Below are 13,436 nucleotides of genomic sequence, written 5' to 3'. Positions count from 1 at the left end.
CTTAGCAATATATCAGAATGAATATTCATTTTCTATTTGCATATGACGAAAGGCCGTCTGAAATTTCAGACGGCCTAATAATCCTCAAATTCATAATGCGATTTTTCCAACCATTTTTTTTTAAGCAACTCCGGCATCTCTTGTCGCCTCTATAAAAAAACGGGATTCCGACTACCCGATTATCAATTCTTTCCTGGTCAATAGAGTTTCTGCATGATTCAGTTACGTTACAGATCATATTTAAACAATTACCGAAACCTTACACAGATGGGCTAAACCCTTTGCTTAACCTGTAAACTTCTTGACCCCGCCCCTATATTAAGGTTTATAGTTCGTCGGGATCGCTTAGCGATATCTATCAGGAGAATTTCTATGGAAACCATCAACATCAAAATCGGCGGCATGACCTGCGGCGGCTGCGTAAAAAGCGTTACCAAAGTGTTGGAAACATTAAACGGCGTGGCGAAAGCCGAAGTGGATTTGGCATCCGCCTCCGCACGAATCACTTTCAACCCTGCCGAAGTGCAAACCGCCGCTTTAGTCGAAGCCATTGAAGATGCGGGATTCGACGCCGCTTTATAAGGCCGTCCGAACACATCAAAAAGAGTTTCCGCCATGCAACAAAAAGCCCGTTTCCAAATCGACGGCATGACCTGCCAAGCCTGTGCCAGCCGTATTGAAAAAGTGTTGAACAAAAAAGACTTTGTTCAGACGGCCTCGGTGAACTTTGCCGGCGAAGAAGCGCAGGTGGTGTTTGACGACGGCCGCGCCGATGCCGACACGCTGATTCACATCATTGAAAAAGCAGGCTTTAAGGCTGTGTTGAAAACCGATGCGCCCATGCAGCCCGAAGCCGAACTGCATATCGGCTGGCGGCTGTGGCTGCTGCTGGTGATTAACGTGCCGTTTTTGTTTGGCATGGCGGGCATGATGATCGGGCGGCACGATTGGATGATGCCGCCAGTGTGGCAGTTTGTGCTGGCGAGTATCGTGCAGCTTTGGCTGGCGGTTCCCTTTTATAGGAGCGCGTGGGCGAGCATCAAGGGCGGGCTGGCGAATATGGATGTGCTGGTAACGGTGGGCACGGCGGCGATTTATCTTTACTCGGTGTTCATGCTGTTTTTCCATCCGCACGCAGCCCACGGCGATATGGCGCATGTGTATTTTGAAGCGGGCGTGATGGTGGTGGGCTTTGTGAGCTTGGGCAAATTCCTCGAACACCGCGCCAAGAAAAACAGCCTAAACAGCCTGAGCCTGCTGCTGAAACTCACGCCACGCCAAGTAAGCGTTCAGCGCGGCGGGCAATGGCATGAAGTGCCGCTCGACGATGTGCAGATCGGCGATTTGATCCGCGCCAACCACGGCGAACGCATCGCGGCGGACGGCACGGTGGAAAGCGGCAACGGTTGGGCGGACGAAAGCCACCTCACCGGCGAATCCAACCCCGAAGCCAAAACCGCGGGCAGCAAAGTGCTGGCGGGCGCGGTGATGACCGACGGCAGCGTGGTTTACCGCGCCGAACAGCTCGGCAGCCAAACCCTGCTCGGCGACATGATGGCGGCTTTGTCCGAAGCGCAGGGCAGCAAAGCGCCGATCGCGCGCATTGCCGACAAAGTGGCCGCCGTGTTCGTGCCTGCGGTGGTCGGCATCGCCGTGATTACGTTCCTGATTACTTGGTATATCAAAGCCGATTGGGTAACGGCGCTGATGAACGCCGTGGCCGTGTTGGTGATCGCCTGCCCGTGTGCGCTCGGTTTGGCTACGCCCGCCGCGATTATGGTCGGCATGGGCAAAGCGGTGAAGCACGGCATTTGGTTTAAAGATGCCGCAGCTATGGAAGAAGCGGCCCATGTGAACGCGGTGGTGCTGGACAAAACCGGTACGCTCACGCAAGGCAAACCGCAAGTTGCAGCGGTGTGGTTGAGGCCGTCTGAAAAGCCCTCCGCCCATGAATCTGAAACCGCCGCGATAGACGAAAACGAACTCTACCGCCTTGCCGCAGCCGTCGAACAAAACGCCACCCATCCGCTGGCCGCCGCCATTGTTCAGACGGCCTTATCGCGCGGCATCGACATTCCCGAAGCCCGAAACGCACAAACTGCCGTCGGCGCAGGCATTTCCGCCGAGATTGACGGCGCGGGCTTAGTGAAAGTCGGCAAACCCGATTACTGCAATCTCGTGCTGCCCGACAGCCTTGATTCCGTTTGGCGCATCGCCACCATCGTGGCCGTGTCGGTCAATGACCAACCCGTCGGCGCGTTCGCCCTTGCCGATGCGCTTAAAGCCGACACGCAGGAAGCCATAGGCCGTCTGAAAAACCACGGCATCGACGTTTACATTATGAGCGGTGACAACCAAAACGTAGTCAGCTACATCGCCGAACAGCTCGGCATCGCCCACGCCTACGGCAACATGAGCCCGCGCGACAAAGCCACCGAAGTGCAAAAATTGAAAAACGCCGGCAAGGTGGTTGCCATGGTCGGCGACGGCATCAACGATGCCCCCGCGCTCGCCGCCGCCAACGTGAGCTTTGCCATGAAAGACGGCGCAGACGTTGCCGAACACACCGCCTCCGCCACGCTGATGCAGCATTCCGTCAACCAAATGGTCGATGCCCTGCTGATTTCCCGCGCCACTTTGAAAAACATCAAACAAAACCTGTTTTTCGCCTTTATCTACAACACCTTGGGCATACCGCTGGCAGCGTTCGGCTTTCTGAACCCGATCATCGCGGGCGCGGCGATGGCGATGAGTTCGGTGTCGGTGTTGAGCAATGCCTTGAGGTTGAAGCGGGTGAAAATCCGATAACCGCAGCGAACGATGTTTTCAGGCATCAAACGCCGCCGGTTAAAAATAGGCATCTTTACGGTTGCTCTTGCCGAACACCGCTTCATGCGCCCATCGGATACACAAGCGGTTGTAAACAATACGCTGGGTATGGTTGTTATCGACCACCGTAACCGGTATATCGGCACGCGGAAGAAGCTGTTCGGCGAAATTTTCTTCAATGTTGCGCCAATGCGAGCTTTGCAGATGCACAATCGCAAACATATCGGCGGCAACACTCACGCCCACGCTGAGTGTTTTTTCCGAATACTGCAAACAATAGCTGCTGTCGGCAAAAAAACAGTAGCCCGATTGATCGGGATAACGGTATAGCTCGATTTTTACCGCTTCGGGTTGGGAAAACAGCGCGGCAAACAAACGTTCAAACAGCGACGGCTGCAATACGCCCTCGCTGAGCATGCCGTAAAGGTTGGCCAGCCAGCGCGTGTAGCCGTCGGGCGTAAAGGCGAATTTTTTCAAAATCCTCCTCAAACGCGGTTGCGGCCTCTGCGCAATCAACGTAACAAATTCGGTGCTGATGTGCGGCAATTGCGCAAGAATGGCCTGATGCAGCCGGTGCACAAACAGATTATTGTGATTGTAAGGATTACGCAGAATGCCGAGCAATTTGAGCTGCAACACGCGCCATAAAGCCTTCGGCGCTTTCTGCCTGCCCTGTTCGAGATGGCGCAAATAGCCGCAGGCTTCTTCATAACCGCCTTCGTGGCGGCTGAACCAGTTTTCCAGATTATATTGAATACCGCCCGAGCCTTCGACGAAGGCCAGAGTATAAAGATTGTTTACTTCCAGATTGTTTTCGATGTTGACGCTGTCCGCCCTGCCGCGGTAGCGTTCGCGGAATAACGACAACGGCCAACGGTAAACATTTTGGTTTTGCGGATTGACATGGGAATTGAACGCATGCTGCCGCTGCTCGGTTTGCGCAATGAAATGGTGGCCTTTGGTGGGATTGGCCGTCAGCAGCGCATACGGTTTCTCCTCGCTTTCGGGCGGTTCGCAATCGCTGAGAATAAAAGCATGTTTCATCATATTTTCAGACGGCCTCATCGTTCGGACGGAAACATCATATAGCAAAACAGCCGCATCATTCTACGTTATGCCCTTTTCAACCCGCCGCAAAGCAGCATTCCAACCGCGCCGGCATGATTTCGGCAGGCCGTCTGAAAAATAATTCACCGACAAAACAATACCTTCAAAAAGTTTTTAAAATTTCCGTCAAAACAGCTTGCCAAAACCAAACAAGATAGGCATAATGCGCACTTCTGCAGCCGGTATAGCTCAGTTGGTAGAGCAGCTGACTTGTAATCAGAAGGTCCCGAGTTCGACTCTTGGTGCCGGCACCAAACAAGATAAGAGAATTAATGGCTTAAGTTTTAGTCAATATCAACATTGTGATAACTCTTAAAAAAACAGAGCAGGTATGAAAATATCTGCTCTGTTTTTTTCCATATTTCAATGGACACTATTGTCAAATATCTTTCTCACATCTGCCATAAAGTTGGTATTTATTACGTATACACCAGTTACGCATCTGACTAATGCCCCAAACCCTTGTTTTGACTACTCGTGCCTAAAAAAGCTGCCTAAATTTTCAGACGGCACTCTAGCTTGTCTCTTCAATTTTCCCAATACTGGACACTCAAGTCAAAACAACTACCCACGAAGAATTTTACTTTTGACATCCTAATTTCCAAATCTTCGGCTGTCAAACCGATGATTACAATTTTTCTGTTACCGCTCTTTCCTCATCCATCTTTAAACCACTTACCTACAAACTACCTCCTGCATAAAATCAAAGCTCTCTTGCTCATACATTTTCGATACTTCAAGCTCTGCCGTTTTCCGTTCCATCAAATCATCAACAATCAAAGTGGTCGTCTGAAAATTATCGGCCTTACCAACAACCTGTGGCATCATCTCAACCAACAGCGGTTCCGCATAAACGGTAGGCACATCAAATGCCATAGCTCGTGCCGCATTGAATGCGCCAAATCCAGCCGCAAGAGTTATTATTACAAGACATAAAACAAACACCCCTTCTACATTCGTGATACCCGCATTTTTCCTCATCACACCTCAACCTTTCATTTTTTGTCCGTCGTCGATAGAACCTCATCAGCACTACAAAACTTAAGCGGCAGCAAATGGTTCCCACAATCTCCGTTATTACTCCCTTCAACTACCTACATTCGCATTGATACAATGTACAATGCTCATAGCTTAAAATGTTTCCCCACACTGCCACGGGCAAATACTTCCGCGCACAAAACAGACGATACATTCATGCATCGCACTAATTACACTCATTTATTGGTGTTACCATCCCCCTTCGTGTAATATTTTTTAGTCAACATAATAATGGTGGTGGTACTTCCGTAAATACGGCGTTCAATAGATTCCAACCGCTTCACTTTAGACGGTATCAATTCCCCGCTATCTACCGCATCGCGCCATTCTGTAACAAACTGCCCTACTACCTCAATTAAGCTCATAAAGGCTGCCTGAATATCCTCTTCAACAAATTCGGTTTCAAACGTTTCAAACAAAGTCGCAAACACATCATCACTTTCATCGGTAAATACCGTATTTTCAGTCAGGTACTGCATCATTACGCCCTCACTGCCCGCACTTTGCCCTTTTATTTCGCAGATACGGTTTTCGAGCATCACTTTAATCAAACCAAACCTACCAACTATAGTGGCATAGCCACCTACCACACTTTGGCACATTTTCTTTATTACCTCTTTCACATACATGACTTAACCTCATTATATTGAACTTAAAGTAATTTTTATTGTAATTAACATGCAAATATAGACTGTACGCTGATTGATTTTGTCTTTTTCAATACTGCTATACGAATAAATGCTAAATATCATGATTAGCAAATATATTTTTTAACAGCATCACTGATAAAACCCATATCCTCATAGATAGATACATAAATTAACCGCCTGAAAAACCCTCATATTTTTACGACCGGAAGGGTACCAACACTTATTGTTTTTTTCATTTTCCATAGTAGAATACCTCACTTAATTACACCAAAATATTTCAATACTGCAACCCCAATTAATATTTAGCTTTATGGTAAAGCGAATAATATTTCCATTTGGCAAATATGTAAATGCCTTTTGGTGAATATTTTTGCTTTTTATATTTTTTCATTTGCTTTTAAAAGGTATTTTCTTTGACTTTAACAATACTTGATCGCGCAAAAATTTCCATTAACGCAAAAACTGATTTAGCTTTAGCAAAATTTTTAGGCGTTAATGCCTCTACTATTGCCGGTTACAAGCAAAGAGAAACCGTGCCACTAGAGCAGTGCATCAAAATTTCCGAGCTCACAGGGGTATCCCTTGACTGGTTGGTATTAGGTAAAGGCGAAAAAGACGAACACCAATATTCGACATCAAGCGATACTATCTTAATACCACTCTACAGCACCCTTGCCGGCACGGAAGATGATGCTTTTTTCGATTACGCAAATATCATCCGGCATGTACCATTTGACGCAACATGGCTGAAACGCGAAGGTTTAAAACCCCAAAACCTCGTTTGTCTACCAATTAAAGGCAATAGCATGATACCCAGCTTGATTGACGGGGACATCATATTAATTGACCGTGCCCGCCAGCACGGAGATGGCGTATTTGTTTTAAGAATAGGCAATGAACTACGCATCAAGCGCATACAATGGTTGGCCAACGGATCACTGCGTATCAGCAGCGATAACCCGCTTTACCAGCCTGAAATTTTAAGCCCCACAGAATTGGATAATACCCAATTCTCCATTATTGGCATGTGCCATACCAAAATCGGCCGCGTTGTATAACCATAAAATCAGACCGTCTGAAATTCACCTTTCAGACGGCATTAAATCTTGTGGGAAGTAGGAGATTCGTAACAAATGTCGCAAAAGGCGCTCAATGTAGAATAATATCGTTATCCTATCTATTAAACACCCTTGCTCACATACCGGTACGCTCGCTATGGTTCGTATCTATATGCCTTCTTACATCGCGACATCAATAACTACATCTCTTTGGCCGTTCCACCACAAACTCATTCCGATTGGACCCTGACAGCCAACCTATTCTGCATACCGACCCCGGGCAATATTATCCTTTTGAAGACTACCTAAATTGCCCTGCTCCCATCCACATTTCGACTATTGTCAAAACCACGATCAGATGAATTAAATCAACCGTAGCGCACGTTAGCCGACCAAATCGTCCTTTTAAAGGAATTTCTTGCAACAGTCGGAACTACCAACAGCCAAACAAACTGGCTGTCTGAAAATTCAGACGGCCTTTTCTATCTAATCAACACTTATGTAAATACTCCATTTCCTGCCTTAACTCTTTTTCTACTGCTCTAATCAGAAAGAAAAAAGCAACAGTATCCAAGGGCATATCACCCCGATATCCTGCCAGAAGTTCGCTAATACTTTGAAGCATAAACAAAACCGATTGAATATTATCTTTACATTGGCACATACGATCATGATTTTGCGCCTGTTCTATCCTAGTTTGCATCATGACATTTTCCTATTCTTAGTTTAATCCATCATTATCAACATTAAAATAGTGCCAGGGTGGCACTATATATTACCTGTTTTTTAGTGTCAAATACAGCGTAAATACAACAGTAAGCGAACAAAAATACCAATGGACAAACAAACCGTACGCACACAGATCCGGCTTCCAGAAGCACTGTATGAAGCCCTTTCCAACAGTGCAAGAAAGCGTGGCCGCTCTCTAAACGCTGAGATGGTCGACAGGTTAATCTTTTCTTTTTCCTACAATATCGATAATGTTTCTCCTTCCGTTCAGGACGATATTTTGAATTCCATTGAAAAGCTGACCAAAGAAGTCGAACGTCTTAATTTGAAATTGAAATAACGAGGCAAAAATACAACACTATTACACTATCGCTAACATTTATTTTCTCAATAATTTCCTTCATTAGCAATAACCAGGCCGCCTGAATTCTCAGGCGGCCTTTCTTATTTTTCGGTTACTAAAATGGGGGGGAACGATATCCCCAACCATGTAACCGCTAGGTAGTTGTACTATTTAGAGGCAGTGCAGCGACCCCAGCTTTAATCATGCGCATCCGCCTTATTTATATTATTCAGACGGCCTCCTGATGATTTCAGCTATTTTCCAAATACCCGTAATAGACGGCACTTTTCGAACAATCATTTTTGTCAGCATCAAACTTACCCTTAAAGGCTTTAATTAAGGAAAACCTGTTGATCAGCATGTATCGTTCAATGTTTCGCACATGGTGTAAATCATGGTCGATTTTTTTATGAGCTTCTTATATACATTTCTGCAACAATATACTTCATCATGCACTCCATTTTTTTGCTCAAGACTCCTATCTACTTTCCGTTGATTTCGAGTGCCAATTTTCTGTCATAAAAAGTAACTTTGTATCCCTCTATGTTACAATTTGTGTAAATCGCAACCTATTTAACACCTTAATGCTTAAATAAATTATGCATCATAAATGTACTTATATGCTTTTCACATGACAAGCTACAACCTCTTGGTGTCGACACCATAAAATAAAAACAGCCTGATCCCAGCGGTCAGGCTGTTTTGCTTTGGTTGAAATTTCACCTTCAGCCTCCATTATTAACCGCGTTTAAACTTAAGGCCGTCTGAAAAGAATCGGAATATTGTGATGATTACAGTCAACACACTGCAAAAAATGAAAGCAGAAGGCGAAAAAATCGCCATGCTCACCGCCTACGAAGCCAGCTTTGCGGCATTGATGGACAATGCCGGCGTAGATATTTTGCTGGTAGGCGATTCGCTCGGCATGACCGTACAGGGGCAAGCCTCCACCCTGCCCGTTTCCCTGCGCGATATGTGCTATCACACCGCAGCCGTCGCCCGCGGCACGAAAAACGCCATGATTGTGAGCGACCTGCCCTTCGGCGCATACCAGCAAAGCAAAGAGCAGGCGTTTGCCGCCGCTGCCGAACTGATGGCCGCCGGTGCGCACATGGTCAAGCTGGAAGGCGGCGTATGGATGGCGGAAACCACCGAATTCCTACAACTGCGCGGCATTCCCGTTTGCGCCCATATCGGCCTCACGCCGCAATCGGTGCATGCTTTCGGCGGCTATAAAGTGCAAGGCAAAGGCGACAAAGCGCAAGCGTTGCTGAACGATGCCAAAGCGCACGACGAAGCCGGTGCCGCTATTATCTTGATGGAATGCGTACCCGCCGCCCTCGGCAAACAAGTTACCGAAACCGTGAGCAGCCCCACCATCGGCATCGGCGCGGGCGTGGATTGCGACGGACAAGTATTGGTGATGCACGACATGCTGGGCGTATTCCCTGGCAAAACCGCCAAATTCGTCAAAAACTTTATGGAAGGCCAAACCAGCATACAGGCTGCCGTAGCCGCTTATGTTGCCGCAGTCAAAAACAAAACCTTCCCTGCCGCCGAACATACTTTTTCATAATGTGAACAGGCCGTCTGAAACCTTGCTTTTCAGACGGCCTTATTCAGTTGAAGGACCAATCCTCCATGAAAATCATCCATACCATCAAAGAATTACGCGAATGGCGCAAAACCGCAGGCCGTGTGGCGTTTGTACCTACCATGGGCAACCTTCACGAAGGCCATCTGGCTTTGGTGCGCGAAGCCCGTAAGCGTGCCGATCATGTCGTGGTCAGTATCTTCGTCAACCGCCTGCAATTCGGCCAAGGCGAGGATTTCGACAAATATCCGCGCACTTTGCAGCAAGATGCCGATAAGCTGAAAAACGAAGGCGTGGCGGTTGTTTTCGCTCCCGATGAAAAAGAGCTGTATCCGAACGTGGAACAACGCTACAACGTCGAGCCGCCCCATCTGCAAAACGAGCTGTGCGGCAAATTCCGCCCCGGCCATTTCCGCGGCGTGGCTACCGTTGTCTGCAAGCTCTTCAACATCGTCGAACCCGATGCGGCCTGCTTCGGCAAAAAAGACTACCAGCAGCTTGCCATCATCAAAGGGCTGGTTGAAGACTTGAACATCAACGTGGAAATCGTGCCCGTCGATACCGGCCGCGCTTCAGACGGTCTCGCCCTCTCCAGCCGCAACCAATACCTAAACGAACAAGAACGCGCCGAAGCACCACGCCTCTACCGCGAGCTGTGCACCATTGCCGAAGCCGTGCGCAACGGCAATTTGGCCTATGCCGAATTGGAAAACGCCGCCATACAGCATTTAACCGATGCAGGCTGGTCGGTCGACTATGTTGAAGTCCGCCATGCCGGCAGCCTTGAAGTCGCCCATGCCGGCGATAAAAATCTGGTGGTTTTGGCTGCCGCACGCTTAGGTTCTACACGCCTGATCGACAATATCGAAATGCATCTGTAAACCAACGGAAAAGGCCGTCTGAAATCTTTTCAGACGGCCTTTTGTTATTTGTGCCGAGCTTATTTGCCCGCAGGTGCTTTTTCTACTTTCAGCAATTTCACGTCGAAAACCAAAGTCGAATTCGGGCCGATTTTTTCGCTGACGGCATTCTCGCCGTAAGCCAGCGCAGAAGGAATGAAGAAAGTATATTCGCTACCCTCTTTCATCAACTGCATGCCTTCGGTCCAACCTTTGATGACTTGGTTCAGCGGGAAAGTGGCCGGTTGGCCGTGCTGTTTGCTGCTGTCGAACACCGTGCCGTCGATCAGGCGGCCTTCATATTCCACGGTAACCAAATCGGCGGCTTTCGGCTGCACGCCGGTGCCTTCGGTTTTAACTTTATATTGCAAGCCCGAAGCCGTGGTTTTCACACCTTCTTTAGTGCCGTTTTCTTTCAGGAATGCCTGACCTTTTTCCAAGTTGGCTTTGGCATCCGCAATCATCTTGGCCTGTACTTTCTGCTGTTGTTCGGCAAGGAAAGCCATCATCACTTCCTGAGCTTTCTGTTCGGTCAATTTCGGCTCTTTGCCGTCAAGCATGGTTTGCAGGGCTTCGTTGAACGCTTTGAGATCCACTTCCGTGCCGGCATCTTTCACTTGTTTCAACGAACGGCCGATGTCCATACCCATCGCGTAGCTGGTTTGTTGGATAGGCGAGCTGAATTCGGATGCCACCGCGGTTTTGTCGCCCGAAGCCGCCGCAGTGCCGGCCGGCTTGTTTTCGTCTTTATTACATGCAGACAATGCAAAGACGGCAGCCAGTGCCAAGCCGCCCAATTTAAAAGTTTTATTCATGCTGTTCGCTTTCTGAGTAAATGAAAAGATGAAACAGGAATTATAGCGGAGTTTCTGTTAATTAAAATTAAGGCCGTCTGAAACTGTGTTTTTTCAGACGGCCTTTACAGAACGGACACTTCAAACAATCGGGCAGGCAGCCGCCGTTCCGAAAGGCCGCTGCGGATATGCGTCTGCTTCAGGTTTCAGACGGCCTGCCGAACGTTTGAATATCATAAGGCTGCCATTCGGGCCGTCTGAAACCGCCGAAATATTGCCACTCGGCCCGCACATTTTCCGCCTGCCACACGCAGGCCGCCACCCAACCGGCACACACGCAGGAAACGCCGTGCCAATTTCCGTGAGGCGTTTGCAGGCAAACCGTTCCGTCCGGCAGCCAAGCCATGCCCGCTTGCGGCAAATCGGCGGGAAAATCCAAGCCGGCGGCTTTAACCAACGCTTCTTTCAACGTCCACAAACGGTAAAAATCAACCGCCCGCCATCCGCGCTGCGCCAGCCATTGCCGCTCCCCGTCGTTGCATATCCAAGCGGACAAAGCAGGAAAATCGCGCATACGGATTTTTTCAATGTCCACGCCGATTTTTATGTTTTCCTGCGAAGCCGCCAGCAACGCCGCGCCTTTGCTGTGCGATAACGACCGCACCGGCGCTGCGGCCTGCTGTTTCAAAAAACGGCTTACCCGCCAATCCGCGCGCTTCTCCAGTGCGGGCTGCCTGCCGACGCGGGCGGCATCGCTTTCATCAAGCTGTGCGGTGCAATAACGGACGGCACATGATTCGTCCGCCAACATCAGGAAAACGGTAACGGGCGGTTCGGGCGGGCGGTTGTCGAGGCCGTCTGAAAACGCTATGTCAACTGCCACACGCCCTCCACGCAGCTTTTCAGCAGATTCAATACCGGGTCTTCGTCGTATTCGTCCAAATAAATAAAGTGCAGCGGCAACGCTTGGCGGTATTCTTCAATGATTTCGATAGGCTTGCCGCTCTTGCGGGCGGATTCGGCTTTGTGCTCCGGCACCATGGCCACGCCCGTGCCTTCGCACACGAGATCGATAATGGTTTGCGGGTAGTCGCAAATAATCTGATGTTTGGGTGAAATTTTATGTTCGCGCCAAAACTGCTTCATGTGTTTGCGGCTGCCGGACACGCCCGACATTTCAATCCACGCGAATTTTTCCAAGCTGGCGGGCAAATCGGCGCACACTTCTCTTGCCTGCTCCGCCGGACAAATCAACGAATAGTGGATGTCTTCAAGAAAAATGCTGCGCAGGCTGCGGTGGATAACGGGGCCGAGAAAAAAGCCGCCGTGCAGTTGTTTGTCGAGCACGCGCTGTTCGATTTCCCCGCTCATGCCGTATTGGATATGCAGTTGGATGTCGGGCTCGCGTTGCAGAATCTGCTGGGTGAGGCGGGTGATTTTTACGGGCGAGGCGGGGTGTATCAAGCCCAGTTCGGCATGCGTAACGTAATGTTCGGAAAGGGTTTTGGCAAAGCAATCGAGTTTATGGTGGTGTTGCAGCAGGGATTCGGCTTCGGGCAGGAACACTTCGCCGGCCAGCGTGAGATCCATGCCGTTGGTGGTGCGTTTAAACAGGGTAACGTCCAGTTTTTTTTCGAGCGCTTTGATTTGGGCCGATACCGCCGGTTGCGAAAGATGCAGGCGGTCGGCCGCCTGTGTGAGGTTGCCGATGTGGGCGACAACGGTGAAGGTTTTCAGTTGTGTGTAGTCCATAGTTCCTCTATCAGATTTCTTTATTATTTACTGATTTGATAATGACTTTGTAATGCCTGCGGTGTTCCGCATATTTTGTTCTTTGCGCTTTTTAACATATTTCGAGGCCGTCTGAAAGCCTTTCGAGGATAAATTTGCTTTTTAAATCAAATTACTTACTGTTTGTTATCAGTAAAACGGATTGAATCTATCAAAAAATAAAATTAGCCAGCCGTTTTATTTTTCATTTTTAATGGCAGCACGTTTTATTGCCCGAACGCATATCTTGCGGTTGTTATCCCAACGATTCCAAAGAATATGCAAAGGGTTTTTACAAGGAGAAGAAAAAATGGATAAGCAAACAGCCGAAAGGGTGCTCCGACACCCCAAGTTCCGCCGCATGGCACGCCAGAAAGCTCTGATCGGATGGAGTTTTTCGGCAATCATCTTTTTTATGTACGTTCTTTACATTTGGATGATCGGCGAATCGCCAGAAACATTTGCCAAAACGGTATCCGAAGGCAGCATCACCACTTGGGGTATCTACGCGGGCTTGTTTGTGATTATCTTTTCATTTGTTACCACCGGCATTTACGTGAGCATTGCCAACGGTAAATTCGAAGAGATGACCAAAGACGTTGTACGCGAAGTTCAGGGAGAATAA

General features: G+C 48.6%; 14 protein-coding genes and 1 tRNA gene. 8 read left to right on the top strand and 7 right to left on the bottom strand.

Annotation, left to right across the window (positions count from 1 at the left end):
• The first annotated feature begins 372 nt into the window (after positions 1-372).
• Together Q0X97_RS11140 and Q0X97_RS11135 are read left to right on the top strand one after the other, a co-directional pair.
• Positions 373-582 (top strand): heavy-metal-associated domain-containing protein, encoded by a 210-nt coding sequence (locus tag Q0X97_RS11140; RefSeq protein ID WP_302067517.1) that lies wholly within the window; start codon positions 373-375, stop codon positions 580-582.
• A 33-nt stretch (positions 583-615) separates the two neighbouring features.
• Entirely contained in the window at positions 616-2,808 is a 2,193-nt protein-coding gene (locus Q0X97_RS11135) for a cation-translocating P-type ATPase (protein ID WP_302067516.1), read from the top strand.
• A 39-nt stretch (positions 2,809-2,847) separates the two neighbouring features.
• Here the strand turns inward: Q0X97_RS11135 and Q0X97_RS11130 are convergent, their stop codons facing one another.
• Complete coding sequence (locus Q0X97_RS11130; RefSeq protein WP_302067515.1) at positions 2,848-3,876, bottom strand: hypothetical protein; 1,029 nt, start codon at positions 3,874-3,876, stop codon at positions 2,848-2,850.
• 238 nt (positions 3,877-4,114) lie between these two features.
• Between Q0X97_RS11130 and Q0X97_RS11125 the strand changes: the two genes are divergently transcribed.
• Positions 4,115-4,190: transfer RNA gene (locus tag Q0X97_RS11125), tRNA-Thr, on the top strand.
• A gap of 421 nt (positions 4,191-4,611) precedes the next feature.
• Here the strand turns inward: Q0X97_RS11125 and Q0X97_RS11120 are convergent.
• Entirely contained in the window at positions 4,612-4,917 is a 306-nt protein-coding gene (locus tag Q0X97_RS11120) for a hypothetical protein (protein ID WP_302067513.1), read from the bottom strand.
• Between the two features lie 233 nt (positions 4,918-5,150).
• Complete coding sequence (locus Q0X97_RS11115) at positions 5,151-5,603, bottom strand: hypothetical protein (protein ID WP_302067512.1); 453 nt, start codon at positions 5,601-5,603, stop codon at positions 5,151-5,153.
• Positions 5,604-6,037: 434 nt separating this feature from the next.
• Between Q0X97_RS11115 and Q0X97_RS11110 the strand changes: the two genes are divergently transcribed.
• Positions 6,038-6,682 carry a LexA family transcriptional regulator gene (locus Q0X97_RS11110; protein ID WP_302067511.1) on the top strand — a complete coding sequence of 215 codons (645 nt, stop codon included), beginning with the start codon at positions 6,038-6,040 and terminating at the stop codon, positions 6,680-6,682.
• A gap of 490 nt (positions 6,683-7,172) precedes the next feature.
• Here the strand turns inward: Q0X97_RS11110 and Q0X97_RS11105 are convergent, their stop codons facing one another.
• Complete coding sequence (locus tag Q0X97_RS11105; protein ID WP_302067510.1) at positions 7,173-7,388, bottom strand: hypothetical protein; 216 nt, start codon at positions 7,386-7,388, stop codon at positions 7,173-7,175.
• A 129-nt stretch (positions 7,389-7,517) separates the two neighbouring features.
• On the opposite strand from Q0X97_RS11105, the gene Q0X97_RS11100 reads away from it, so the two are divergent.
• The 3 genes from Q0X97_RS11100 (at position 7,518) to panC (ending at position 10,229) form a co-directional block, all read left to right on the top strand.
• Positions 7,518-7,751: an Arc family DNA-binding protein gene (locus Q0X97_RS11100; protein WP_302067509.1), complete on the top strand. Its 234-nt coding sequence runs from the start codon at positions 7,518-7,520 to the stop codon at positions 7,749-7,751.
• 790 nt (positions 7,752-8,541) lie between these two features.
• A complete protein-coding gene (gene panB, locus Q0X97_RS11095) occupies positions 8,542-9,330 on the top strand; it encodes a 3-methyl-2-oxobutanoate hydroxymethyltransferase (RefSeq protein ID WP_126304164.1) in 789 nt (262 codons plus the stop codon).
• Positions 9,331-9,395: 65 nt separating this feature from the next.
• Positions 9,396-10,229 (top strand): pantoate--beta-alanine ligase, encoded by an 834-nt coding sequence (panC, locus tag Q0X97_RS11090; RefSeq protein WP_302067508.1) that lies wholly within the window; start codon positions 9,396-9,398, stop codon positions 10,227-10,229.
• A 59-nt stretch (positions 10,230-10,288) separates the two neighbouring features.
• On the opposite strand, the gene Q0X97_RS11085 is transcribed toward panC, so the two are convergent.
• From Q0X97_RS11085 to Q0X97_RS11075, 3 genes are all read right to left on the bottom strand, one after another.
• Positions 10,289-11,062, bottom strand: coding sequence for an FKBP-type peptidyl-prolyl cis-trans isomerase (locus tag Q0X97_RS11085; RefSeq protein ID WP_302067507.1), 774 nt, complete (start codon positions 11,060-11,062; stop codon positions 10,289-10,291).
• A gap of 178 nt (positions 11,063-11,240) precedes the next feature.
• Positions 11,241-11,924, bottom strand: a complete 684-nt coding sequence (locus Q0X97_RS11080; protein WP_302067506.1) for a 4'-phosphopantetheinyl transferase superfamily protein — start codon at positions 11,922-11,924, stop codon at positions 11,241-11,243.
• Positions 11,909-12,793 carry a LysR family transcriptional regulator gene (locus Q0X97_RS11075; protein ID WP_302067505.1) on the bottom strand — a complete coding sequence of 295 codons (885 nt, stop codon included), beginning with the start codon at positions 12,791-12,793 and terminating at the stop codon, positions 11,909-11,911. The genes Q0X97_RS11080 and Q0X97_RS11075 overlap by 16 nt, the downstream gene beginning before the upstream one ends.
• Before the next feature lie 328 nt (positions 12,794-13,121).
• Between Q0X97_RS11075 and Q0X97_RS11070 the strand changes: the two genes are divergently transcribed.
• A complete protein-coding gene (locus tag Q0X97_RS11070; protein WP_302067504.1) occupies positions 13,122-13,436 on the top strand; it encodes a DUF485 domain-containing protein in 315 nt (104 codons plus the stop codon).

The sequence above is a fragment of the Neisseria sp. MVDL19-042950 genome (genome assembly GCF_030504625.1).
In the GTDB taxonomy this organism is placed as follows: Bacteria; Pseudomonadota; Gammaproteobacteria; order Burkholderiales; family Neisseriaceae; genus Neisseria.
The sequence above is the reverse complement of the archived record's forward strand: the minus strand, read 5'-3'. Positions and strand labels throughout refer to the sequence as shown.